This window comes from Petrotoga sp. Shatin.DS.tank11.9.2.9.3, assembly GCF_003665005.1.
Classification (GTDB): domain Bacteria; phylum Thermotogota; class Thermotogae; order Petrotogales; family Petrotogaceae; genus Petrotoga; species Petrotoga mobilis.
In genome coordinates, this window is the sequence record NZ_JGVT01000005.1 from 34,405 (window position 1) to 60,674 (window position 26,270).

Consider the following 26,270-nt stretch of genomic DNA (forward strand, 5'->3'; position numbering starts at 1 on the left):
GAGAAAGAATGTTTTTAACGGAAAACTTGAAAATAGATAAAGATGGAGTATTGGAAATTTCTGGGGTAAAAAGTACTCATTTAGCTAATGAGTATGGTACTCCATTATTAGTGTTAGACGAAGTTCAAATTAGGGAGAATATTAAAAAGTTAAAAAGTGCCTTCGAGAGTGCTGATTATACTAATTATGAAATCGCTTATGCCTCGAAGGCATTTTTGAATACAGAGCTTTGTAGAATTTTACAAAGTGAGAATGTGTCTTTAGAAGTGGTTTCAGGAGGAGAACTGTATATAGCCTTTCATAGTTCTTTTCCTGCAAACAAAATTTTCTTTAACGGAAACAGTAAAACTAACGAAGAATTAGTTATGGCTCTCAAGAATGAGGTAGGTCACATTATAGTTGATAATGAAGATGAATTTAGAAACATCGAAAAGATCAGTAAAAGATTAAGAAAAAAGGCAAAAATTTATTTTAGGGTTATCCCCAACATCTCTCCAGACACTCATAAGTATATTTCAACCGGTCAAAAAAATTCCAAGTTTGGGATGTCTTTTGATGACATGTTGAAACTTATTAAATCCATCAAAAATTCTGAAAATTTGGAGATAAAAGGTATTCATGCACATATAGGCTCTCAAATAAACGAATCAGGACCTTATGTGGAGTTAGTAAAGACTTTTTTTGATCTTTTGAACAAAATAAGAGGAGAAACAGGGGTTGTTTTACCAGAAATTGATATTGGTGGAGGATTTGGTGTAGCGCACTCGACTTTTGAAAAAGCTATAGATATTCAGAATGCTATAAAAGGGGTCATTCAAGAAGTTAGATTTTTGTCAAATGAGTTTCATTATCCTTCTCCAAAAATAATAGTAGAACCAGGTAGATACATTATTTCTAACGCTGGGACCACACTTTACACTGTTGGCACAATCAAGAAAGCCGAAAATAAAAAATACGTAGTTATTGATGGAGGTATGGCTGATAATATTAGGCCTGCATTGTATGGCGCAAAATATGAGGCGTTTATTGCGAATTGTCCAAAGGAAAAAACGAACTTAGACAAGGTTACAATAGCTGGTAGGGCTTGTGAATCAGGAGATATTTTAATTGAAGATACCTACCTTCCAGAAATAAAACCGGGAGATTTGTTAGCGATCCCCTCTACTGGAGATTATACCTATTCGATGTCAAGTAATTATAATGGTTTTCTAAAACCCGCCATTGTTTTAGTCAAGAATGGAAAACACAAGGTGATAACAAGAAGAGAAATTTACGATGATTTAATAAAAAGGGATGTTGAAAATAGCGAATGGAGATAAAGAATGGTAAATGAATTTATATATACTCATTTAAAAGATAAAAGGTTATATGATCCTGATTTTTGGATAGATAGGTTGGATAACCCCGATGAAATTTTAATGGATGAATATGAAATAAAATCATTCAACCATCTTCTTCATAAGAAGATGGTTGAATCTCATCTAGAAAACTATTATTACGATTTTTCAAATGCAAAAAGTGAAATAACAGGGAATGATTTTATAAAAGAAATTGAAAAAGTAATGCCAATGGAAGATTTAAAAAAATTAATCGAAGAAAATTTATTTTTCAAAGATAGTGAAAAAATAAGACCTTTGAACAAAGATAAGTTAAAAGAGTTTCTTTCAAATTTTCGAGATTTCAAAAAAGGGATTTCTGGGGATATTCCGATATCTTTTGGCTTAATAACTGATAGAAGCGGCTTAAAATCACTACCTTTTAAATATCCATTGGGAATAACACCAAATTATCCTTTTCATGATATTACCAGGCTCACTACTCTTTCACCAGGAGAACCGATTTTAATATACAGAAGAAGTTTTAAACTAAATTGGTATTTTGTTCAGAGCTCTTTTTATTCAGGATGGATAAACAGAAAAAGTTTAATTGAAGTTTCTAAAAAAGAATTTTTTGATTACAATAAATCAACAAGAACTCTAATATTGATGGAAAGTAAAGTTTGCACCGAAGAGTTGCCTACCATTGGTAAATTTCGTTTTCAGATGGGAGATAAGTTAGTTCTAGCAGATGAAAATGAAACAAAAAAATTTTATTTTGAAATGAACACCCTATTTCCTGAAGGGTGTTATCCGATAAAAATCCCTCTTAAAAATAGATTGGACAATGAAACATATGGGATTTTTCCAGTTTCTTCGGCAAAAGAAGTAAAAACTTCTTTCCTTGATTTCAACCAGAGAAATTTAATTAAACAAGCGTTTAAAATGGTTGGTGAAAGATATGGCTGGGGAGGGAGCGATTACAATAGAGATTGTTCACGTTATATAATGGATATATTTAAATGTTTTGGAATATATTTGCCAAGAGATACTAAGTATCAAGAAATCATGACTCCTGCTGAAAGAACTTCTTTCCCTCAGCAAGCAGAAGAAAGAAAAATAATATTAGATGGTTTAAAAACCGGGGATATTCTTTTTATGAAAGGTCACGTGATGATGTATTTAGGTAAATTTGGAAATGAATACTATGTAATACATCAAGGGGCGGGCTTTAAAGAGAAAAAAACTAATGGAGATTTTGAGAGTTTCGATATTCATGGTACATTTATTATGCCTCTTTCTGCTTATACTTTAGGTACGAGAACTACTTATTTGGACTCTCTTTCATCTGCTGTAAAAATCACACAAGTTCTTAAAATATAAAAAATAACAGTATTTATATCTTTCTATCTTTTTGGGGGAGGTATATTTTTTGAAATTTTTTTAGCTTTTCTAAAATTTTTTTGGCGAAAAAAGAAATGATTGTTAAAAATCTTTATCAGTCTTTTAAGCTTCCCTGTGTAAGCCCTGCGATAATATACTTTTGTGAGATGGAAAATACTATAATTGTTGGTAAAAGAGCGATCACGATTCCTGCAGCCAGCACATTCCACTGCACACCAGCCTTTGATACAATGGAATATAGTCCTACAGGTACGGTATATTTGTCGGAAGTATTTAAAAACATCACAGCAGTAAACAGCTCGTTCCAGTTATTCACAAAAGAAAAACTAAGAATAGCCGATAAACCAGGTAACATTAAGGGAATAGTGATTTTGAATAGAGATTGGATTTCATTACATCCGTCAATTAAAGCGGCTTCTTCGATACTTTTTGGAATTCTATCAAAAAAACCCTTAGCCATTATTGTACTAAAAGCTGCTCCAAAACCGCTATAAATTATCACTAGGCTTATGAGTTTATTGATTAAATTTAAATTTGAAAACATTGTGTATTGTGGAACCATGATTAAATAAGTTGGGATCATCTGAGAAAAAAATAAGAATAATATAATAGGATATTTCCATTTGAATTCTTTCCTTGAAAGTATATACCCACTTAACATGGCAAATATTGTTGAAACAAAGGAAGCGCCTAAAGATACGAAAATACTGTTTACAAAATACCTTTTAAAATTGACGAATTCAAATAATCTCTTGTACCCTAGTAAAGTAGGATTATTTGTCCAATACTTAATTGGAAATGAGTATATTTCCTGCGTGGGTTTTAACGAAGTTAGTATAATCCAGTATAATGGAAAAATTGCAAAAATAAAAAACATAGATAGTAAAATTATACGTATAAATTTAGGAAAAAATTTTTTCTTCATAGGCTAAACTCCCGTTTAGAAGTTAATTTTAAGTAAATAATAGTGTAAATGAAAAGAATTGAAATAATAACCACACCATGTGCTGCGGCTTTACTATAGTCTGATTCATAAAAAACGGTATTTATCATCTTTACAGCTAAAATCTCAGTACTTCCACCAGGTCCACCACGTGTCATGCCGTAAATGATATCAGGGAAATTCATAACCCATATGGTTCTCAATAAAATGGTATTTATCAAAGTAGGTTTAATATATGGTATAGTGATATTAAAAAGCTTTGTGAAGTAACCTGCACCGTCGATTTCCGCAGCGTCGTAAAGAGAATCAGGGACAGACTGTAAGGCTGCTAAAATCATAATGGCAAAAAAAGGTATTCCATACCAAACATTCACTAAAATAACAGAAAACATTGCTAACGAAGGATCCGAAAGGAAACTAATGTTTTCTTCAATAATTCCAATTTTTATTAATATATCATTGATCACCCCAAATTGACCATTTAACAACCATGACCATATTAAGCCTATGGCAAATCCAGAGATTGCCCATGGATAAAAGACTAATCCTGCATATATGCCTCTACCTTTAAAAGGCTCTTTCATTAAAAGAGCTAAAATAAAACCTAAGATTAGCTGGAAAAGCACAGAGAATAAAACCCATTCCAAAGTGTTCCAAATAGTATCTATATAAAAAGGGTCGGAAAAAATGGCTTTAAAATTTTCAAAGCCTATCCATTCAATGTTTTGGAAGTTATAAAGGGAGTAATTTTTAAAAGACAACATTACCCCACTGATAGTGGGGTATAAAATGATAAAAGATATTAATAACAAAGTGGGTAATAACAAGAAAAAAATGAATTTTCTTCGTTTCAATTAAACCACCTATTTAATGCCTGCATCTTTCCAAAAGTCAGTCCATTGTTTTAAGCAACTTTCCACAGAAAGTTGCCCGAGCAACACCTGCTGCATTGTTTTTTCCTGGAATTCATTCCACTTTCCCCAGTTTTCATTATCTAAGGGGTACTGAGTGAATTGATAATGTTCGGGATCGTCAAACATCCTGGTCCAACCTTCGAAAATTTCTGAGCTGAAATATGAATCGTACGTATAAACTGATTCTAATACTGGTAAAGCACCATAACTCTTGCTCCAATATCCGTTTATTTCAGCTGAAGCAACGAATTTAATGAATTTCCAAGCCAAATCCTTATGTTCTGAATATGTAGGAATTCCCCAGCCAACGAATCCAAAGGAAGGGTAAGCTTTTCCACTTGTTCCTAGGGGAAGTGGGGCAGTTTTATATTGGCCTGGTTGAAGCATTTCGTTTAGCATGCCAGTGGTGTCAGGATCTTGAAATAATAGAGGTGTTATGCCAGAAACAAACGAATTAACTTGTTCATCCCATCCCCAGTTAATTGAATCTTTTGGAGATGTGTCTTTATACAAACTAACATAGAAATTTAACGCTTCTACAGCCCTTGGATCTTCAAAAATAATTTCACCAGATTTAGTTAAATACATATTGTTTGGATCTATATCATCAAAGAATGAAGTGATAACAATATCAATAAACGCGGTTGGATAACCCTTACCTCTAAATGCGAAACCATACTGATTTTTGCCGGATTCTGTTAATGTCTTTGATATTTCGTACAATTCAGGCATTGTTTTTGGATAGTTTTCAATCCCGTATTTTGCTAAAATATCTGGTCTGTAAAAGAGTGCTTTTACAAAAATGCCGTGAGGTAACAAATAAGGGATACCTTGATAAATGCTGGCGGCTTCTAAAACCCCTTCGACCATGTCATCTTTTTCAGGCCAAGACTCGATATAAGGAGTCAAATCTTCTAATTTCCCCATAGCAGCTAATGCACTTAAATCCCAGTCGCCTATCTCTACAATATCAAGTGGTTGTTCTGTACTTACCATTAAATTGATCTTTTGATAGGCTGTTTCGTATGGTGGAGAGATAACATTAATTTTTACTCCAGGATTCAAAGTCTCGAACATTTGTATTATGTTGTTTAAGGTAGGTGTTCTGTAGGGGCTTGAAAAGGCTTCAATTAAATTCAAAGTTATAACTTCTTCAGAAAAAACGAACAAACTAACAATCAAAACACACATTAAAACAAATAATTTTTTCATAAAACACACCCCCTAGTTTAATAAGTTTTGTATAATTATATCATATCTGCGAAAAAGATGAACATTTTAAAAATAAACATGATATAATACAAAAAACAATTATTGATAATAAAGTAATTACTTTATCCCATATTAAAATATTTTATAAATAAAAAAAGGGTGGGGAGCGGGGCGAAGGGGCGCTAAATCAAGTTATAGAATTTTTAAAAACAGTATTTATTTCATATTGGAATGGAGGAGTTTTAATGGAGTTGTTTCTTAGATTAAATCCAAAACCCAAAAAGTTATTCTATGAAGGTGCAAATATTCACTTTGAAAGTTCAAAGCTCTCTATTTTCAAAAATTTTGAAGAAGAAAGTTTCGTTAAGATTTTTCCGAGTGAACATTTTGTTTTTGTAAAAGACCCAGTTAATGCCGACTTAAAAATAGAATCTTTTATTTCTCCTTCTGAAAAGGACTTAAATGAATTTATCAAAAGCAATGATATAGAGTTAAGCATCAATATTATGGATGTAGAAAGCTATTTAATGAAAGTGGAAAAAGAAAATAGAACGGTTAAAATTTTTTCTAAATCAAAGAAAGGTATTTTCTATGAGCTACAAACTCTAAGACAACTTATTGACTTAGAAAATAAACTTCTGCCTGTAGTTGAGATATTCGATTCTCCTTCTTTTAAAATGAGAGGAGTAATTGAAGGTTTTTATGGGGAACCATGGAGCCATCAAAACAGAATTGATTTGATAAATTTTTGTGGAAGAAATAAAATGAATAGCTATTGGTACGCTCCAAAAGACGATCCATATCACCGGGAAAAATGGCGAGAGGATTATCCAGAGGAAGAAATGGAAAAAATAGATGAGCTAATAAAAGTCTCAAAAGACAATTTCGTCGATTTTGTGTTTTGTGTAAGCCCAGGACTTAGCATGAAATTTAGCGATCAAAAAGAGTTTGATTTATTGTGCAAAAAATACTATGAAATTTTAAGTAAAGGTGTAAAAAAATTTGCTATTCTTTTCGATGATATCCCTGAAAAATTGAATTACGAAGAGGATGAAAAAAAGTTTGAAGGGAATTACGGTTTGGCTCAGACGTATATAGCAAACAAGTTATACGAATTTTTAAAGGGGAAAGATTCAGAGGTTAACCTGTACCTCTGCCCAACTGAATATTGGCAGGAAGAGGATTCGATGTACAGAAGGACGATGAAAGAACACTTAAATCCTGAAATTCCTGTAATATGGACAGGGAATGGTGTATGGTCAAAAAGAGTAAGTAGAAAAAACGCAGATAAGATTTCAAACCAGTTCGGTCATGATTTGATCTTATGGGATAATTATCCGGTAAACGATGCAGATCAAGGCGAACTTTTCTTAGCCCCGTTAATGAACAGAGAAAACGACTTATGCATTTCAAGAGTAAAAGGGGTTATCTCAAATCCGATGAATCAGCCATATGCATCGATGCTTGCAGAACAAACAATAGCTGATTATCTTTGGAACTCAGAAGGTTACGATCCTTGGCGTTCTTGGAACAAATCTATTTTTAATTTGGTAGGGTCAGACTTTTTTGAAGATATGAAATTATTCAGTGAAAATTTTCTAAAATCTAGAATTTTTGAGGAGACATCCTTTAAGTTGAAAAGTCTAATAAAAGAATTCAGAAAAGATCCTTTGAATAAGGGAAAAGAGCTAAAGGAATATTTAGAGAGGTTGGGCAATCTTGAAGGAAAATTGAAATATTTAAAAGATAAAAAGTTATATGAAGACATACATCCATGGTTAAAAAAGCTTTCCCAGCTTGCAGAAATCGCTAGTAAACTGCTTAGTTCTAATGAAAAAGTTGAGATAAAAATTGAAGTAGATAAGTTAGACTCTTATGTGGTTTGTGATGGTATTTTAGAAAGATTTATAGAAGATTTCGAAGGGAAGTGATGATTTGAAAGACAAAGATATCGAATCTTTAAACGAAATTGTTTCATCGGGAGTAAATAATGTGTATACAGGGGCATCCATTTTAATAGGTAAAAAAGAAAAAATATTGTATAAAAATACTTTCGGAACAAAAGATGAAAAAGAAAGACTTACTGAAGAGGATATCTTTGATTTAGCAAGTGTTACCAAAGTGGTTGGAACTGCAACCGCGGTTATGAGACTAATAGATGAAAATCAAATAAAATTGGAAGATAAAATAGGCAAATTCATAGAGGTAAGTAGTCCAAAAAGCGAAATTACTATCTTTGAATTATTAACTCATACTTCTGGAATGCAAGCTTATTCAAATCTATGGGAAGAGTATCGAGGAGAAGAGTTGCTTAAGCACATAATCAATATTCAGCCCCAAGAAAACCCTTACAAGTGTTACGAATATTCTTGTTTGAATTTCATAACACTGATGAAAATTGTTGAAGAAGTTACTCAAAAGAATTACCAAGAGTATGTTGAAGGTATTTTTAAAAAAATAGGGATGGAAAATACTTGTTTCAACCCAAAGAATCAAGATAAAGCCGTATCCACATCTATCCGAGAAGGTAAAAGGTTAAAAGGTGTGGTCGAGGATGAACTCGCCTACTATTTAGGTGGAGTGAGTGGTAACGCAGGTTTGTTTTCTAATGCAAGTGATTTAAGGATTTTTATAATTAGTTTGTTAAATAGAGAAATAGTTACAAAAGACACTTTAGATCTTTTTACCAATACTGTGGTAAAAAGAGGGGAAAATGCTACTCATATAGCCTGGATGGCTCCACCTGTTGCAGGATGCCAATACTCACTTGATAGTACAGGATTCGGCCACAATGGTTTTACAGGTACATCCATTTGGATTAGAAAAGACGGGTTATTTTCAATATTTTTGACAAATTCTGTTTATTACGATAGATTCTTAAAAAAACCTGAATTGAATGTGATAAGAAATAAGATAAATAATATAATTTTTCGAAAAGATCATTAATAAATGAACACTTTGGAAGTAAAAGGAGAAGATATTATGTTGGTGATAGGTTTAATGTCAGGGACATCAGTGGATGGAATAGATGCTGCACTAGTTGAAATAACAGAACAGGGTGAGCAAAAGTTAAATGTAAAGGTTGTTAATTTTATAAATACACCATATAGTAAAAAAATGAGAGGGAAAATTTTAGAATGTTCCGACCCTGCAACTGGTAGCGTAGATAAAATCTGCAGATTGAATTTCGAGCTTGGAGAATTGTTTGCTCAAGCCGCCAAAGAGGTTGTTGAATCAAAAGGTTTGAATATGCAAGATGTTAGTTTAATAGGTTCCCATGGTCAAACTATCTACCATTATGTGAGTGATGATTTTATTTCCACGCTTCAAATAGGTGAAGCTAGTGTAATAGCAGAAAGAACTCAAGTTACCACCGTTAGCAATTTTAGGGCGAGAGATATCGCAGCGGGAGGGCAAGGTGCACCACTTGTACCATATGTTGATTATATTTTGTTCAAAAGTAATGATTACAACAGGGTTATGCAAAATATTGGAGGAATAGGAAACTTCACCTATATACCAAAAAAATCCAAGTTAGAAGATATAAAAGGTACTGACACAGGCCCAGGAAATATGCTTATAGACGGCGTAGTTCAAATTCTAACCAATGGAGAACAAAGTTATGACAAAGATGGGAAGATTAGTGAAAAGGGTAAGATTTCTGAGACTCTTTTAGCTGATTTAATGGCTCATCCTTTTATAAAAAAAGAACCTCCCAAAACCACAGGGAGAGAAGTTTTTGGGTTAAATTACGCTAAAGAGGTAATAAACAAAGGAAAAAGTATGAAATTAAACGACGCAGATATTGTTGCAACCGTAACAGCTTTTACAGCTAAATCGATTGTCGATGCTTACTTAAGATTTATAGGTACTAACATAGACCAAGTTATAATCTCTGGTGGAGGAAGTTATAATCCTACTTTGGTATCGATGATAGAAGATTATGCAAAAAAGATGATAAGCGAAAAAACTTCCGTGATGGTGCTGGAAGAAATAGGTTTTTCAAGTGATGCTAAAGAAGCGGTAGCGTTTGCAGTGATAGCTTATCAAACTTACAAAAAAAGAAAAAATAATGTACCTCAAATAACTGGAGCCAAAAGGTTTGTTACCCTTGGTGAAGTAGCCCCCGTAGATAAAAATAAAAATATTGACAAAACACCATTTTGATGATATAATCATTTTTGGATTTTGAAAGTATTTTATTTTTTCCGGGTTAGCTCAACGGTAGAGCGGGTGGCTGTTAACCACTAGGTTGGGGGTTCGAATCCCTCACCCGGAGCCACCATAGTCGTATCATCCCCTCATAGCAGCGAATTATTTCGCTGCTTTTTTTGTTTTTGTATCTAAATGGTATAATTGAAATAAATTATAGAATATGCAAAAACTTAAAATGAGGTGATATCAATTACACCAAGATTTTCGAAAACATTGAAAAAAGCAAAAATAGAATTTGACAAAATTCATCACTTTTTGGTAAGAGACCCTATAGTGAAAGAAACCTTGTTTACCTCGAGTTCAACGGTATATTCTGTTCTAAGAACCATTAACTTATTTTTTTCGTTTGTTGTATTTATCCCTATTATAGGAAGCATATGGGATTTTAACTTACCGCATTTTTTAGGATACATCTTAAGTGCCTTTGGAGTTTATTTAACTTGGATTTTTGAATGGGTAACAAAGTCTACGATTCTTGAAGAAATACGTACAATAACCATAATACAAATTTCTTTACATAGTGTATTCGGGATGTGGTATCAATTTTATGATCGCTTTGAAATTTACGATTTTATTCTTCATTTTTCGGGAGGTATTTGGCTTTCATTTCTTATATATCCATTGGTGATGGGTTCTGAACTAATCTGGACTAGGATGAAAATGTCTTTTTTCTTTCTAAAAGTATTTGTTGTTACCCTCTCTATTGTTATGACACTAGGAGTATTTTGGGAAATAGGAGAGTTTACTTCGGATCTAATCTTTAGAGATTATCCTGGATACAGATTAGCTCAAGAAGATAGCCTTTTCGATACAATGACGGATTTTATTGGGAATTTTATAGGTAGTCTTACTGGAATATATATTTTTTGGAATACTCTCAAAAGATTGAACAAAACGCGTGATATGGATTCCCTATTAGAAAGAATCGGATCAACTTTAAGAGATTATGTGAATTCTTTTTAAAAACGTTTATACGAGGAGGAATGTTTTAGATATGAAAAACCTAATATTAGTTAGGCACGCTAAAGCAGAAAAAAGATCCTCGGAAATTGATGATTTGGATAGAAAGTTGACAAAAGTTGGTAAGAGCGATGCTAAAGAAGTCGCCGATTATGTGGTTAAAATTTTAAATAAGGTTGATCTTTTGATTACCTCTCCTGCTTTGAGGACAAAAGAAACCGCAGAAATCTTTGCAAGGTCTTTTAAATCAAAACCAAAGATAGTAGAAGAAGAATTATTGTATGAAGGAGAAGTAGAAGAGATAATTGAAAAAATCTCAAATATTACAAAGGGATATAACAATGTGATCATGTTTGGACACAATCCAACTTTTGACGAACTTGCAAAAAAATTAACAGGTGATGATTTGCATTTGAGAAAGGCCGGAGTAATTTGTATTGAAGGAGAATCATTCGATGATATTTTATCTGGGAAAGGAAAATTAAAATGGATGGTGGATCCGAAGTCACTAAGCTCTTAAACGATATTTCAGTAAATCCATGGATGTTTTTGAAAGAGTACATCGAATATTTTGAAAAGATGAAAAACCGTCTTCTAAAAAACATCTCTAATGTTTTAGATGAAGAGGGTGTCGATACTGTTCACGACATGAGAACATCGTGTAGAAGGATAGAAGCAAGTATAGATTTTTTGGAAGGATTTTCAAAACGCGAAAGCTCTAAGAAAGCTAAGAAAAAAGTAAATAAGATATTAAAAAAAAGCAATAAATCAAGAGATTATCAAGTTCACATAGACTTTCTTTTAAAAATTGAAGGGCAAAATAATGAAATAATTGATTATTTCGAGAAAAAATACAGTAAAGAGAAGGAGAAGTTTAAAAGTTATTTAAAATCTTTAAAAATCTCAAAGTTAGATCATCTACTAGAAAGTTGTTTAAGCTTCTTGGTGTTTGATTTTATACAAAATTTTCAGATAAATAAGCCTTATTTTGCCAATCTTTACACAAAAGAATTTGAGGAAGTTTATGAAGAGTTTAAAAATACCGATAAAAGTGACGATAAAAAACTGCATAAAATAAGGATAAAGGTTAAAGATCTGCGTTATAAAATAGAGATATTAGGGGAGTTGAAAGGTAAAACTTTACCTGAAGAAGACATATTTAAGCAGATTCAAGATATTTTGGGGACTCATCATGATTTGATTGTTTTAAAGAAAAAGTTGGTAAAAAAAATTCAAGGAGATAATGTCATTGCGTTATTAAAAGAAATTGATAAGGAACTAACCCAAATACAAGGGAAGATTAACGTTGAGGTGAACGAGATTTTTGAAAAGTTATGCAACAATATTTCTAGTCAAGAGGCTTAAATTTGAATCTTATAAAAAGGGGTGTAAAAAATGAGCAATTGGATTGGGATAGACATAGGGGGAACTAAAATACTCGGGACTTTATTCGATGAGAAAGGTAACAAATTGAAGACGGAAAAAAAGAGTTCCAAAAGTTCAAAAGGCAAAGAAAAAGTTGTCGAACAATTGAAGAAAGTTTTAGATTCTTTGCTGACAGAAAATAAAGATGTAAAAGGGATAGGGATAGGGGTACCGGGGGTTATAAAAGATGGAAAAATTACCTTTACTCCTAACATGCCTTTGAATGAATTTAATGTAGTCGATTTTGTTGAGCAAGAGTACAACATCAAAACTATTATAGAAAATGATGCCAATGCGAGTATGTATGGGGAATGGAAGTTTGGTGCCGCTAAAGGAGCAAAAAATGCCGTAGGTTATTTTGTAGGAACTGGAATTGGAGGCGGTTTAATATTGAATGAATCATTATATAAAGGTTCATTCAATTTTGCTGCTGAGATTGGACACATGAATGTGTACCCTGAAGGACCTCTTTGCGGTTGTAATCTTCGTGGCTGTTTGGAAAGTTTGTCTTCTAAAGTAGCTATCCAAAGAGAAATAGTTAGAAAAAAAGAGAGAGGCGAAAAGACCTTAATAAAAAATAGTGATTTGAAAGGCATAGTGAAAAGTTCTACTTTAAAAGCTGCTTATGATCAAAGGGACGATCTAATAAGAAATATCTTAAACGACGCCGCAAGGTATATAGGAATAAATGCTGGTTCCATCATTAATTTATTAAATCCTGAAGTTATCGTTTTAGGAGGGGGAGTAATGGAGGCTTTAGGAGAACAATTGATGCCTATAGTAGTTGAAACAGCCAAGCAGTACTCTATACCTCATATCTTCGAGTGTTGTGAGTTTAAACTATCACAATTGCTAGATGATGCATGCTTGTATGGGGCTTTTTCGCTTGTTAAAGAAAAAGTAGGTGTATAACAATGGTAGCAGGTGTTATAAACATAGGAACAGAAAATATATCTTTTGATATTGCTCAGAACGATCAAGATGATATTGATATAATAGAAAGTTTGGATTACCCCTTATTCTTGGGAAGAGATACCTTCACAACAGGAAGGATATCTTTTGAAAAAGTGGAGATCCTAAGTAAAAAACTTTTAGGATTCAAAAGGGTAGCAGAGGAATATGGAGCAAGTAAATTGAAGGTAGTAGGCACCACCGCTTTGAGAGAAGCAGAAAATTTAGATTTTATTTTGGATCAGATCGAAACAAGAACAGGTTTTACTATCGATGTTTTAGATGACTACGAAGAAAAATCACATATCTATATGGATTTGATAAGAAACTTTGAAAAATATAAAAAGTACAAAAGGGATGATATTTTATTCGTTTACATAGGGACTGGAAGTATGGGATTAGCAACGTATTCTAAGGGTTTAATAGACAGCTCTCAAAATATAAAAATAGGTTCTGTTAAAGTCTCAGAGATGCTTAGGGAGTTGGAAGAAAACACCTTGCACTATAGTAATTTAATCAGAGAGTATTTAAACACATTTTATCAGCCTATCAAGGTTTGGCTTAGTAATAAAAAGATCAAGACCTTTGTAACTTGTGGCAATGAAATCGAGTTTTTAGCTGGACTTTTAGGGAAAAATGAGGAAGAAGTATTAAACATTCCCCAAGAGGAGTTGAATGAACTTTTCCAGAATTTGAAATCAAAGAATGCCACCGAATTATCAAGAGAATACGATATTTCTGAAAGTAAAGCGAATTCGTTGTTATCAGCTTTAGCTTTTTATCGATTGCTTTTAGAAGTATCTGGAGCTGAAAATATATTGGTTTTTCCGAAGGTTAATTTAAGCAGGAGCCTGTTATTTCAACGGTTGTTGAGCAGAAAATATAGAAGATTTTTTAATTTACTGGAAAAGAGTACGATCATTTCTTCTAGAAATATTGGTAAAAGATATTTCTATGAGGAGACTCACAGCCAAACAGTAGAAAAATATGCGATGAAATTATTTGATGCTTTAGAACCAGTTCACCAGTTAGGTAAAAGACATAGACTCCTTTTGCAAGTGGCTGCTATCTTACACGATATTGGAAAATATGTAAATATTAAGAGACATTATTTGCATTCGTATAACATAATAAAAGGTTCAGAGATTATAGGTTTAACTTCAAGAGAATTGGACATTGTATCAAGGATCGCTTACTTCCACAGTGCCCAAGATTTGGAGATTGATGATTATTCATCACAGCTGGAAAACATACCTGATAAGATTTTGATAACAAAGATGCTTGCCATATTGAGGCTTGCTGACGCCTTAGATGTCGCTCATGAAAATAAATTGGGAGATATTGAAATCAATTTGAAGGGTAATCGTCTGAGTATAACTACTCATTCACCAAAAGAAACTTTGTTGGAAGAGTGGGCATTGAAAAGAAAGGACAACTTCTTTTTGGAAGTGTTTGGAATACTTCCAGAGTTATTAAAAAAAGTATAAAGGAATGAAATTTTATGGCAAAAACTAGCAGCAACAAAACTAAAGAAAAGAAGATTGATTTGAACGATTACAAACATTATAACAATAGAGAGCTGAGTTGGTTAGATTTCAATTTTAGAGTGTTAGAGGAAGCTTATGATACAACAAATCCTCTTTTAGAAAGAGTTAAATTTCTTTCCATAACCTCATCCAATCTCGAAGAGTTTTTCATGATAAGGGTGGCTGGCTTGGAGGAACAACTTCAAGCTGGTTTCAGTGGAACGGATTTTTCGGGCTTAACTTCTAGAGATCAATTAACGAAGATTTCTCAAAAAACCCATGAAATGGTGGAAAAGCAATATAATTGTTTAGAAAATGAGTTACTACCTTCTTTAGAAAAGGAGAATATCAAAGTTCTCAAAGTTAATGAAGTTGATGAAGAAAAAAAGGAGTTTTTAGATAATTATTTTCAAACAACGGTTTTTCCCGTAGTTACCCCCATGGCAGTCGATCAAAGTAGGCCATTTCCGATATTACCGGGTAGTGGCATAAATCTAGGTGTTGAGTTAGAAGATGATAAAGGGGAAAGGTTATTTGCTTTTATACCACTACCGACGATTTTTCCAAGGTTTATAAAAATCCCCTGCAAAGATGGTACGTGTTTATTTTTAACTGAAGATCTTTTAAAAATGCATTCTGATTTATTTTTTAGTGGATACAAAGTAATTGAGATTTCTGAGTTCAGAATCACACGCGATGGAGACCTTTCTATTGACGAGGATGATGCCAGAGATTTGTTAATTGAGATTGAAAGTTCACTTAAAGAAAGAAAAACAGGTTTTCCTGTAAAGTTAGAAATATCCAAAAATATGGGGCAGAACCTGAGGAATTTCCTTGTAAATTCGCTAAATTTAAGAAGTGATAATATTTATGAGATTTCCAATCTTTTAGATTTAAGTTCTCTCATGGAAATAGCTAATTTAGAAGGGTATGAGCATTTAAAATTTGAGTATTATTCTCCTCAACCTTCCCCAAGCTTTTATGGTAAGGAGGATATCTTTAAGGTAATTAGGGAAAAGGATGTTCTTTTACACCGCCCTTATGAATCTTTTGAGCATGTGATAGATTTTTTAAGACAGGCGGCAGAGGATCCTCAAGTGTTGGCAATCAAACAAACTTTATATAGAGTCGGAAAAAGATCCCCAATCATAGATTATCTTATTAGAGCAGCCCAGAACGGCAAGCAAGTAACCGTTGTGGTAGAAGTCAAAGCCAGATTTGATGAAGAAAATAATATCCAATGGGCGAAAGAGTTGGAAAAAGCAGGTTGCCACGTGGTTTATGGACTTGTTGGATTAAAAGTACATGCAAAACTTTTGTTGATTGTTAGAAGAGAAGAAAGTGGTATCAGAAGATACGTTCATATGAGCACAGGGAATTACAATTACATAACCGCAAAATTATATGAAGACATAGATTTTTTTACTTGTAAGGAAAGCTATGCTCAAGATGTATCGGCTCTGTTCAATATCTTAACGGGGTATTCAAAACCTCCAACATGGAAAAAATTGGGAGTTGCCCCTACAAGTTTGAGAGAAACTTTCATACGCTGGATTGATAATGAAATAGAGGTAGTTAAAAAAGGTGGGAAAGGGAAAATAATAATAAAAGTTAATTCCTTACTAGATGTATCTATAATAAAAGCTTTATATAAGGCTTCCATGGCTGGTGTGAAGGTTGACTTGATCGTTAGAGGGATATGTGCTCTAAAAGTTGGAATAAAAGGTGTCAGTGAAGGTATAACGGTTAGAAGTATAGTGGGAAGGTATTTAGAACATAGTAGAATATATTATTTTGAAAATAATGGATTACCTAAATTATTTATATCAAGTGCCGATTTAATGCCTCGAAATCTGGATAGAAGGGTTGAGACCTTGATACCAATAGAGCAGGAAGATTTGAAGCAACGATTGATAGATGTATTGAACCTTTATTTAAAGGATAATTTCAAAGCAAGAGAGTTACAACCGAATGGAGAATATAGAAAGCCTACCAGTAAAAAGTCAAGCTTGTTTATAGTTCAAGAGGAGCTTATGAAGGAAGCAAAGAAAAAGTTTAGAAAATTTATAAAAAAGCAAGAAGTTGACAAGTTTAACTTTCCAAAATTAAAATAAAAAAGGGCTAAAAGCCCTTTTTAATATACAAAAAAAACTCTGGCTTCCCCTGGATTGATTGTTACTCTTAAATGTGCATCCTGAACGTTCCAAGAGCTTTCGCCTCTTCTGTAATTTTCCAATTTTGTTTGTATGTTATGCTCACTTTTCCAGGTATAATATCCAAGGTCTATATCGAAGAAATAAGGATTTTTAAAGTTAGTATTGATAGCTATTACAACTCCTTTTTTTCCGTTCCACCAAAACATTGCACTTGCATCATCAGAAAAATCAATAAAATGGTAATTGTTAGGATTTTTCAAAAGATCTTTGACTTCCTCTTTTAGTGTGCCTAATAAGGAAAGTAATTTCACCATATGATGGTCTGTATCCCAGTGTAGGACATACCAATCAAAGAATGCGAGTTTGCCATAAAATTGATCTGTTGAAGGTAAATTTTTAAATCTTTCTTCCACAGGATCTTCTACATCTAAGCCTGTGTTCATAGGTTGAGGTTCAAAAAGCTCATATCCGGAGTTTATAAATGTTATTCCGTTTGGCATGAAAGTATTTACCACCGCTGTCAATTTTGAGAAAGTTTCTTCACCTTCTCTTGTAACCGCTCTTGGGGTATCTGGTGTCTCTGCCGTTGCAAATGTAGGCAAAGATAATTTTGGTGCTACTTCTGAGATGAATTTTTTGAACCAGCCTTCTTTTATTCTTGGCTCAGCCCACCATGAATTTCCCAAAATTCCATCGTAACCACTTTTTTTAGCTTTTAAATGATTGTCCATGTTCAACTCTTCAGCTATGATTACAAAGGCAGGGTCGTATTCTTTTGCCCTTTTTATAATTTCAGCTTCAAGTTCATCAGGTAGAGCGTGACCCATGTCCAACCTAGCACCATCTATACCGAAATTTTTTTGATAGAATGGAATAATATTTGCTATTAGGTTCCAAAGTTCGGCATTCTTTTCTTTCCCTGGGAACAAACTTGATTTAACTACGTCGAAGAGCACATAAGGAGGTTGATTTGTCTCGTCTATATATTTTAGAGCTTCTTCTGGATGAGAAAGATAGAGTCTTAAGAAAGTGACATCTTCCCATGCTGGTTGGGGATCATTTATCCAATCTGAAAATCCTGGAACGGTTATTACTTTAAACTCTCTTGCTATTTCATCCAAAAAATCTGGGTTGTCTTTATTTAGTTTTATAAAATTTTCCCATTTTTGTGGGTTCTGAGTTCTTGGATCCCATCTAAATTTTTTAAGATGATTTTTGACTTGTTCGTCATTGTACACAATTTTTAAATTTTCTTTGCTCGGTTGAACAAATCCCAGACCTTCAACTTTAGGAGGTGCAAAACCGTTCATTTCGTCTATATCTATCCAATAGAACCATTCGGGATGTTCTAAAATAAGGTCATTGTCCCTTGATCCTGTTCTTGGTACAAAATCCAACAAGACTCTCATTCCAGCCATATGAGCGGCTTCGACAAAAGCTCCAAATTCTTCATTAGGGGTGAATTCATTTTCCAAAAGTGTGTCGTGATAATCTTTTTCTACAGAGAAGAAATTTTTAACTGCATAAGGCGAACCAACTTCACCTTTTTTAAATTTACTGCTGGCTTGAGTTATTGGAAGTAAGTATATACTATCGACTTTGTACGTAGAAAAATAAGGGATTAACATCAACATTTTTAGGAATGTACCCGATTCAGTATAACCTTTTTCATCTATTGGAACGAATAAAGTAGTTTGATCATGAACATATGCAGCTGTAGCTCGTACGTGAGCAGAATAAAGTATGCTCGTTCTTATCCAATCAGGTTCTTTAACATTTTTAATGAAAGAAAGGGGTTTGCTGTAATCCACATCTTTTCCAGCATTTTTTAATAGATTATCGATTATGTTGGATATAAACTCATAGGGATTAACAAAAAATTTCCTCCCCGCTAGTTTAACTTTACCAGTATAATTAGGTGGCATCCATCTTTTCGGTATTGCATAATCGTCTTTCCCCTGTGAAATTTTACTTTGTAAGTATTTATTAAGTTCAGATAGAATAGGCATCTTTTACTTCCCTCCTCATATAAAAATTGGCGGAGGCGGTGGGACTCGAACCCACAAGGGGATAAACCCCACCGGTTTTCGAGACCGGCCCCTTAGCCAATTCGGTGCACGCCTCCACAAATTATTGTAAACTATTTAATAAGGCCTAAACCTTGTAGATATTTTCTGGCAACAATTTCTGGTTCTAAACCTTCAAAATCAACCAAGTAGTTCAGCCTTATAATTATATCCTCATTTAAATACAATGTCAATGGTTTTAAAATTTCTCTTATTTCAGGGTATTCATCTATTGTTTCCTTTCTAACCAAAACGGAAGGATTGTAGTGTGGAAAGAAAGATTTATCATCTTCTAAAATCACTAAATCAAAACGTAAGATTTGCGCATCGGTAGAATATATCATAGCCACATCAATATTTTTACGTGCTAAGGCCTCATATGTTAACCCTGCTTCCATAGTTCTCACATTATTTTTTGGCAGATTCATATTGTATGTATCCATAACCGCAAAGATTCCATCGCTTCTTTCATAATATTCTGGATTAACTCCAAAAATTAAATCCTTTCCTTTTCCCGAATTAATATAATCAGCCAAGTCACTTAAACTTTGTATTCCGTTTTCTCTAGCAAAAGAGCTTCGTACCGCCAAACCATAAGTATTATTAAAATTGATCATATCTAACCACACGATGTTGTGTTTCTCTAAGTCTTCTTTTGCTACTAAATCAAACAGTTCCTCGGGATCATATATGTTTTCTGTATGTCTAAAATATGCTGCCCAAGCAGTTCCTGTGTAATCTACATAAGCGTCAACTTGACCGGTTTCCATGGCCTTGCGTAGGGGAAAAGAGGATAGTCCAAATTTTTCTTCTACATCAATCCCATTCCCTTGAAGAAGTAAAGAAACCATGCTTGACAATATATAACCTTCTGTAAAAGCTTTTGCTCCTACAACTACCTTTTCAGCTGCATAGATATAGTTCATACCAAACAAAATAATAAGTACCGAAATAAGTATTTTTTTCATTTTTATTATTCCTCCTTTTGTGTTTTTTATGGGCTTTGAAACAGTAAAACCTGTTTCTCATTCCTTTATTGACCATTCAATTTTTGCCCCTTCGGTGAATCCGTATCGATCAAAGAAACCTGCTTTTACTTCTAAAGCAAATTTGAAAGGTGTGTAAATTATGTAAATAGGGCAGGGTGATTCTTCACAAGGTTTCATGTTTTGTATATCCAATATTGTTCCATTGGCATCTATAAAAGCAATGTCGAGTTCAACAAAGGTATTTTTCATCCAAAAGCTTCTTATTCCAGGACTTGGGAAAACAAAAAGCATTCCATAATCTTCAGGAATATCTTCCCTGTACATCAGACCGAATTCTCTTAATTCGTTCGTATTAGCAATTTCAATAGGGATTGTTACACTACTTCCCTCTTGTGAAATGGTTAGAGTCCCTTTTGGAAATTCTGGTATATTAATCGTTTGACTAAATAAATTGGTTGAAATAATCATCAAAATTAAAAGGGTGAAAGAAATTTTCTTCATAATTTTTAACTCCATTATAATAAATTAGGCTTCGAACTTTTTGTCGAAGCCTATTTAAGTTTCTTTCATCTTTTGATATAATTCATAATTTCATTTAAATCTGGTTGATCTCTTAATTCGTAAACTTTTACAAATTCAATTTTTCCTTCTTCGTCGATTAAAAAATTCGCTCTTTTGGAAAAACCGTTTTCTTCATCGAATATACCATATTTTCTAGCAACTTCTCCATGAGGCCAAAAATCTGACAAAAGTTTAAGTTTGTTGATTTTCATATTTTGAGCCCATGCTTTTTTTGAAGGTGATGCATCAACGCTAATTCCCAAAGGTACAACGTTGAGTTTTCCCAATTCGTCATACTTTAAATCCAAGTTTTTCATCTGGGTTTCGCAAACCCCTGTCCATGCTAAAGGATGAAAGGAAAGCAAAACCTTTTTTCCTTTAAAACCAGATAAAGAATTATCATCACCGTTTTGATCTTTCAATTTAAAATCTGGAGCCAAATCTCCAACTTTCAATGCCATCATATCACCTCTCATCTCATTGAGTTTATGAAATCTTCTAATTTGTTTAAATCTATGCTTCTTTTAAAAAGCGGATCTTTGTTTTGCTTATAAATAGTCAATTGTTCTTCAAAAGTTGGCTTACTCTTTTCTTCATATATTATACCTAGAGGGATTTTGTCCTCTTGAAAAGCTATTTGTAGAGCTTGTATTTTATCTGATGGATCATAATCTTCCCCTAATTTGTAAGTATGTTCATTAAACCAAGCGTAAGTATTTATTTTATTGAATGTCACACATGGTTGAAACAAATCAATTAGCGCATAGCCATTATGCCTAATAGCCTTTTTAATGACTTCTTTCGTGTTTTGCATATCACCCACAAAAGCTCGTGCCACAAATGTGGCTCCGTTAGCTATAGCAACAGCAATAGGATTGAAGGGGTTCAGTATTACTCCATTTACTTGAACAGGGGTGACCATTCCATGCTGTGAAGTAGGAGAAGCCTGGCCTTTCGTTAGTCCATAGACTCTATTATCGTGAACTATGTTTGTGATGTTAATGTTCCTTCTCATATTGTGGATAAAATGGTTGCCACCTTCACCGTACATATCTCCATCTCCACTTTCAGCTACTACGTATAAATCTGGATTAGTCGCTTTTATGGCAAAGGCCACGGGTAAGGTTCTACCATGAAGGCCATTAAAAGCATTGTTTTTAAAGTAATGGGGTATTTTTGCTGCCTGTCCTATTCCTGAAACGAGTACAAAATTGTTGGGAGTTATTTCCTCCATTTCTTCCAAGGCTTTTTTTAATATATTCAGTATTCCAAAATTTCCACAGCCTGGACACCAAGCTATGTCTAATTCTTTTTCATTTTCTAGAGTAAACATATTTTTTCTTTCGCTCATTGCAACTCCTCCCTTATCTTAGCGGTTAACTCTTCAACTGAAAATGGCATTCCATTGAATTTTAATATTTTACTATCTATTTTTATGCCAGTTTCTGCTCTTATTAACTTTGCAAATTGCCCTGTGGCATTATTTTCAACATCAATTATTTTTTCTGCCTTCTCTAAAAATTCAACCGCATTTTCCGGGATGGGATAAACTTGGCTAAAATGAAGCATAGCAAGATCCTTGTTATCTATATTTTCTAGAGCTTCTTTGACGACATTATAGTTTGAACCCCAACATACGACGAGATATTTGTAGTTATCATTTCCATAAAATTCGGGAGAAATAAAATCTTCCTTTAAAGCGTCAAATTTTTTGAGCCTTTTTTCCACCATTTTAATTCGGATATCCAAATCTTCCGTTATATGACCTTCTTCGTCATGTTCATCACTATCTACAACAACTAATCCATTACCATAGTTTGGTATACCTCTTGGTGAAACTCCGTTTTTTGCTTTTGATAGGTCATATCTTTTATAATCTTCGGCAGTTTCTACAAAATATTTTTTATTTTCAATTTTGGAAAGGTCCAACTTTTTAACGTTATAATACGAATCAACAAAAAATTGATCTGTCAAAATGAATACGGGGATTTGATATTTATCTGCAATATTAAAAGCCTTTTGAGTTAAATAGAAGGCTTGTTCAAGGCTGCCAGGAGCTAAGACCAACCTTGGAAATTCCCCATGTCCAGCGTGTATAACAAGATTTAAACCTTCTTGAGCGGTTCTCGTTGGTAAACCTGTTGCAGGGGCAGGCCTTTGGGCTAAGTGAATTACTAACGGTGATTCGATCATTCCAGCTAGAGAAAGTCCTTCTTCCATTAAAGCAAATCCTCCGTCAGAAGTAGTCACCATTGATCTTGCTCCTGCGTACCATCCACCTATTGCCATATTGATTGCAGCAATTTCATCCTCAGCTTGTTCGACTAAAATATCGAAATTTTTTGAAAAATTGGCTAAATCAACTAGAACTCCCGATCCAGGTGTCATTGGATATGAAAAAATCGAATCACAATTGCCAGCTAACGCTCCTAGAGATACCGCATCGGTTCCGCTAATTAATAGATCGTCTTTTAGATTTTCATTTGCAGAGATTTTTATTTTTATCTCTCCACTTTCAGAAAAGTCTTTTCCTAATTTGTAACCTTCTGAAGCTGCTTTTATGTTATCTGAAACAATTTTTTCTCCCTTATCTCCAAATCTTTCTTTTAGATACTCTTCTATAGTTTGTTTGTTTATTTTGAAAAGTCCCAAAATTACACCAACGGCAACTATATTTGCATATATTTCATTACCTATTTCTTTTGCAATAGAGAGAATAGGAACGTTGAAAAGATTTTTGTTTTTTAAATTCAAAGAATCGTTGTCTGCTATGATAAGGGTATCTTCAGTCACTCTGTCTCCTAGATGCTCAACCGAACTTTTCGTGAGAGGTATAAGTATATCTATTTTGTCGACGTAACTTTTCACAGGTTTAGAGCTTACCCTTATTTCAGTTGAATTACTTCCACCTCTAATCCTAGACATGTACTCTTTTGTGGCAAATACGTAATAACCTTCCCTTTTGAGAATAAATGTTAACAATCCTTCTATCGTTTGAATCCCTTGACCCGCTTCACCGGATAAGACGATTGACACATCTTCATTGATAGTTTTATTCATCAGGATACCTCCTAAGATTTTATTTTATGTTTATTCAATTATATCAGACAAAATAAGTCGAAAAAGAAATGGAATGTAAAAATTTTAAATTATTTTATAATTTTTGATTATGAAATTATAAAAGTGATTTCCAGCCATTTTCGTTTAATTTAAATTCCACAAATTCACCTTTAAAATTATAATTTAATTCTTCTGGAAGTACTATTGTTTCATAGCTTTTTAAGTTAACATATACGCCAAACCCTTTTTTATTTTGGTTGGCAAATCTGGAAAAGCTAAAATATTTAGTACATAAACCTTCGGTCTTCCTTGAAATAGAGTAACTGGTGTGAATGTTGTTAAGAACTTTTTTAGATTTATCAATATGGATTTCTCGAGGCCTTCCCCAATCGTATAATCTATAAGTTAAATCTGAGCTTTGCTGTATTTCCAGTAAAAGGCTGTTAGGACCTAAGGTGTGAACAGTTCCTGCAGGTATAAAGATGGAATCGAATTTGTTCATTTCGTAATTTTCTAGTACTTCATCCCATCGATTATCATCAAAAGCTTGCAAAATATGTTTGTTATTATTTGAAACTTTAATTTGGCCATTATCTTTTAGGAAATACCATGCTTCTGATTTTCCCCATGGTTCGTTTTCTAATTGTTTAGCCATTGTATCATCCGGGTGTAATTGTATGGAAAGCCAGGATGAGGTTGCGATTAATTTCAACAACAAAGGAAAATTTGGGAAAAGTTCACTTGCATTGCCATATTTTTTTTGGCTATTTTTTCCATACAAGACGGTTTCAAATCCAGTTAGAGGAGAATAAAGCCAGGCTTCTCCTATTGGTTGGGTTTTTTCATAGTTGAAAATTCTGTTCAATTCATTATTTCCCCAAATTTTTTCACTAAAAATAGGTTTTGAAATAAGCGGCTCCGATATCTGCATGTTTACCTCCTGTTAAATGTTTTGAATTCATTTTCTAAAATATTAAGTCTTAATAATATTTTGTCTTTATATGTTTCTGAACCACCATTGTAAATACTATACGCATCTTCTTCCCCGAAACGTAATTTGATATCGTATAAGTATAAGATAGAAGTCAATAATTGCACATCAGGTCTTTCTTTTATGTTATCCCAATACCAAGGTTCTAAGAAATTAATTCTTTGATAAAATTCAGGGTAATTATGTTTTAAATACCAATAAGTAGGGGCTTGTATCTGAAAATATCCCAAACTTTCACCACTATCTCCTTTTACGTTTTCAAAATTTGTTTCTACTATTCCAATAGCTAACAATTCGATCGGATAAACATATTCAGTTACATAGGGGAATTCGTCATATAATATTTCAAAGACTTTGACGAATTCTTTTGTCGTTGCATCGTCCAAAGTATAGTTGTTTTTTAAATATTCTTCAAAAAAAATGATCTGCTTTTTATAGTTTGAGGATTTAGAAACTAAAAAAACAATTATTATACATATTATTAAAATCAACAAAAGTATAAATAGGTATTTCATACTTCTATTTGATAAGGATTTTTTCATGTGTCTCTCCAAAGTGATTTTTTGTAGACATTAAAATAATTATATCATCTTTTTACAAAAACACTTAATCAAAACTTAATAAAAATCAGTCATTCTGTTTATTAATGTTTTAAAAAACTACTAAATCTTTTCTCACAAATAATATAATAATTCTTGAATTATGTTAAAATATTCAATGCTGGGAATTAGAAAAAATGATTGATAAAAGGAGTATTTAAATGCTTTTGGATAATGTTGCCTTGGGAAGGTACGTTGAATTAGACTCATTGATGCATTCACTGGATCCAAGGGGAAAACTTTTAGGGTTGTTTGTTTTGGCAGGATTTGCTTTTTCTATAAACAGTTTTTATGATGTTTTGATTATGTCTTCTTATACGTTGGTTTTGATGTTGTTATCTAAACTAAGCTTGAAGTATTATATGAAATCCTTAAAATCAATATGGTTTATAGTCATCTTTGCTTTTATAATTCAATTATTTACAATAGGGGGGAATACACTTTTTAGCATCGGGTTTATTAGAATAACAGATACCGGTTTATTTAATGCCGCTATAATTACCTTCAGAATATTATTTGCAGTTTTATTATCTTCTGTTCTCACGTTAACTACTTCTCCTACCTCTTTAGCTCATGCTCTAGAAGATGTCTTGAGATGGTTTTTTGTACCTAAAAGATTTGCTCATGAAATATCGATGGTAATGACGATTGCTATAAGGTTCATCCCTGTAATTGCAAATGAAGCAGATCGTATAATGAAAGCACAATTAAGTAGGGGGGCAAATTTTGATGATAGAAAATTTTCTGGAAGGATTAGAGGGGCTATATCTATAATTATTCCCTTGTTGGTATCTGCTCTGAGAAGGGCTGAAGATTTGAGTATTGCTATGGAAGCAAGAGGATACAATGGTTGGGAAGGGAGGACGAGATTTAAGCAGTTTAATTGGAAAATAAAAGATACTGTTTTCCTCATTTCTTTTTCTTTAGTATGTTTCACTATTATTTTTATTTAAAGGGTGATATTTGATATAATTTAAATGAG

The 26,270-nt window shown here is 33.1% G+C and carries 23 protein-coding genes and 2 tRNA genes; 13 read left to right on the forward strand and 12 right to left on the reverse strand.

The window, feature by feature from the left end:
- Positions 1-8: 8 nt before the first annotated feature.
- Together lysA and BZ25_RS05150 are read left to right on the forward strand one after the other, a co-directional pair.
- The gene (lysA, locus tag BZ25_RS05145; protein WP_121567457.1) at positions 9-1,319 is read left to right on the forward strand and encodes a diaminopimelate decarboxylase; all 1,311 of its coding nucleotides are present in this window, start codon (positions 9-11) and stop codon (positions 1,317-1,319) included.
- 3 nt (positions 1,320-1,322) lie between these two features.
- A complete protein-coding gene (locus BZ25_RS05150; protein WP_121514613.1) occupies positions 1,323-2,699 on the forward strand; it encodes an NlpC/P60 family protein in 1,377 nt (458 codons plus the stop codon).
- A 115-nt stretch (positions 2,700-2,814) separates the two neighbouring features.
- On the opposite strand, the gene BZ25_RS05155 is transcribed toward BZ25_RS05150, so the two are convergent.
- Genes BZ25_RS05155 through BZ25_RS05165 form a run of 3 tightly spaced genes read right to left on the reverse strand, consistent with a single transcriptional unit; the run spans position 2,815 to position 5,789 of the window.
- Complete coding sequence (locus BZ25_RS05155; RefSeq protein WP_121514612.1) at positions 2,815-3,645, reverse strand: carbohydrate ABC transporter permease; 831 nt, start codon at positions 3,643-3,645, stop codon at positions 2,815-2,817.
- Positions 3,642-4,517, reverse strand: a complete 876-nt coding sequence (locus BZ25_RS05160; RefSeq protein ID WP_121514611.1) for a carbohydrate ABC transporter permease — start codon at positions 4,515-4,517, stop codon at positions 3,642-3,644. Before BZ25_RS05160 ends, BZ25_RS05155 begins: the two co-directional genes overlap by 4 nt.
- Positions 4,518-4,526: 9 nt before the next feature.
- On the reverse strand, positions 4,527-5,789 hold the full coding sequence (locus BZ25_RS05165) for a sugar ABC transporter substrate-binding protein (RefSeq protein ID WP_121567458.1): 1,263 nt from the start codon (positions 5,787-5,789) through the stop codon (positions 4,527-4,529).
- Between the two features lie 245 nt (positions 5,790-6,034).
- Between BZ25_RS05165 and BZ25_RS05170 the strand changes: the two genes are divergently transcribed.
- From BZ25_RS05170 to BZ25_RS05215, 10 genes are all read left to right on the forward strand, one after another.
- On the forward strand, positions 6,035-7,720 hold the full coding sequence (locus tag BZ25_RS05170; RefSeq protein ID WP_121514603.1) for a protein O-GlcNAcase: 1,686 nt from the start codon (positions 6,035-6,037) through the stop codon (positions 7,718-7,720).
- 4 nt (positions 7,721-7,724) lie between these two features.
- Positions 7,725-8,735 carry a serine hydrolase gene (locus BZ25_RS05175; protein WP_121514602.1) on the forward strand — a complete coding sequence of 337 codons (1,011 nt, stop codon included), beginning with the start codon at positions 7,725-7,727 and terminating at the stop codon, positions 8,733-8,735.
- A gap of 3 nt (positions 8,736-8,738) precedes the next feature.
- A complete protein-coding gene (locus BZ25_RS05180; RefSeq protein WP_121514601.1) occupies positions 8,739-9,956 on the forward strand; it encodes an anhydro-N-acetylmuramic acid kinase in 1,218 nt (405 codons plus the stop codon).
- A gap of 40 nt (positions 9,957-9,996) precedes the next feature.
- Positions 9,997-10,071, forward strand: a tRNA-Asn gene (locus BZ25_RS05185).
- A 206-nt stretch (positions 10,072-10,277) separates the two neighbouring features.
- Positions 10,278-10,967 carry a hypothetical protein gene (locus BZ25_RS05190; protein ID WP_233546292.1) on the forward strand — a complete coding sequence of 230 codons (690 nt, stop codon included), beginning with the start codon at positions 10,278-10,280 and terminating at the stop codon, positions 10,965-10,967.
- A gap of 31 nt (positions 10,968-10,998) precedes the next feature.
- Entirely contained in the window at positions 10,999-11,484 is a 486-nt protein-coding gene (locus tag BZ25_RS05195; RefSeq protein WP_121514599.1) for a histidine phosphatase family protein, read from the forward strand.
- On the forward strand, positions 11,451-12,329 hold the full coding sequence (locus tag BZ25_RS05200; RefSeq protein ID WP_121514598.1) for a CHAD domain-containing protein: 879 nt from the start codon (positions 11,451-11,453) through the stop codon (positions 12,327-12,329). The genes BZ25_RS05195 and BZ25_RS05200 overlap by 34 nt, the downstream gene beginning before the upstream one ends.
- Before the next feature lie 30 nt (positions 12,330-12,359).
- Positions 12,360-13,301 carry an ROK family protein gene (locus BZ25_RS05205; protein ID WP_012208306.1) on the forward strand — a complete coding sequence of 314 codons (942 nt, stop codon included), beginning with the start codon at positions 12,360-12,362 and terminating at the stop codon, positions 13,299-13,301.
- Positions 13,302-13,303: 2 nt separating this feature from the next.
- Entirely contained in the window at positions 13,304-14,827 is a 1,524-nt protein-coding gene (locus tag BZ25_RS05210; protein WP_121514597.1) for an HD domain-containing protein, read from the forward strand.
- Positions 14,828-14,841: 14 nt separating this feature from the next.
- Positions 14,842-16,980 (forward strand): RNA degradosome polyphosphate kinase, encoded by a 2,139-nt coding sequence (locus BZ25_RS05215; RefSeq protein WP_121514596.1) that lies wholly within the window; start codon positions 14,842-14,844, stop codon positions 16,978-16,980.
- A 20-nt stretch (positions 16,981-17,000) separates the two neighbouring features.
- Here the strand turns inward: BZ25_RS05215 and BZ25_RS05220 are convergent, their stop codons facing one another.
- The 9 genes from BZ25_RS05220 to BZ25_RS05260 form a co-directional block, all read right to left on the reverse strand.
- Entirely contained in the window at positions 17,001-19,031 is a 2,031-nt protein-coding gene (locus BZ25_RS05220; RefSeq protein ID WP_121514595.1) for an alpha-amylase family glycosyl hydrolase, read from the reverse strand.
- A gap of 27 nt (positions 19,032-19,058) precedes the next feature.
- Positions 19,059-19,147: transfer RNA gene (locus BZ25_RS05225), tRNA-Ser, on the reverse strand.
- A 15-nt stretch (positions 19,148-19,162) separates the two neighbouring features.
- Entirely contained in the window at positions 19,163-20,056 is an 894-nt protein-coding gene (locus BZ25_RS05230; RefSeq protein WP_012208302.1) for a glycine betaine ABC transporter substrate-binding protein, read from the reverse strand.
- A gap of 57 nt (positions 20,057-20,113) precedes the next feature.
- Positions 20,114-20,578, reverse strand: a complete 465-nt coding sequence (locus BZ25_RS05235; RefSeq protein ID WP_121514594.1) for a DUF192 domain-containing protein — start codon at positions 20,576-20,578, stop codon at positions 20,114-20,116.
- Between the two features lie 65 nt (positions 20,579-20,643).
- Positions 20,644-21,099 (reverse strand): peroxiredoxin, encoded by a 456-nt coding sequence (locus BZ25_RS05240; RefSeq protein ID WP_012208300.1) that lies wholly within the window; start codon positions 21,097-21,099, stop codon positions 20,644-20,646.
- Positions 21,100-21,110: 11 nt separating this feature from the next.
- Positions 21,111-21,989 carry a thiamine pyrophosphate-dependent enzyme gene (locus BZ25_RS05245; RefSeq protein WP_012208299.1) on the reverse strand — a complete coding sequence of 293 codons (879 nt, stop codon included), beginning with the start codon at positions 21,987-21,989 and terminating at the stop codon, positions 21,111-21,113.
- Positions 21,986-23,698, reverse strand: coding sequence for a 2-oxoacid:acceptor oxidoreductase subunit alpha (locus BZ25_RS05250; protein WP_121514593.1), 1,713 nt, complete (start codon positions 23,696-23,698; stop codon positions 21,986-21,988). Before BZ25_RS05250 ends, BZ25_RS05245 begins: the two co-directional genes overlap by 4 nt.
- Positions 23,699-23,813: 115 nt before the next feature.
- Positions 23,814-24,629 (reverse strand): type I phosphomannose isomerase catalytic subunit, encoded by an 816-nt coding sequence (locus BZ25_RS05255; protein ID WP_121514592.1) that lies wholly within the window; start codon positions 24,627-24,629, stop codon positions 23,814-23,816.
- A gap of 2 nt (positions 24,630-24,631) precedes the next feature.
- Positions 24,632-25,231: a hypothetical protein gene (locus BZ25_RS05260; RefSeq protein ID WP_121514591.1), complete on the reverse strand. Its 600-nt coding sequence runs from the start codon at positions 25,229-25,231 to the stop codon at positions 24,632-24,634.
- A gap of 218 nt (positions 25,232-25,449) precedes the next feature.
- On the opposite strand from BZ25_RS05260, the gene BZ25_RS05265 reads away from it, so the two are divergent.
- Positions 25,450-26,241 carry an energy-coupling factor transporter transmembrane protein EcfT gene (locus BZ25_RS05265; RefSeq protein WP_121514590.1) on the forward strand — a complete coding sequence of 264 codons (792 nt, stop codon included), beginning with the start codon at positions 25,450-25,452 and terminating at the stop codon, positions 26,239-26,241.
- Positions 26,242-26,270: the final 29 nt, after the last annotated feature.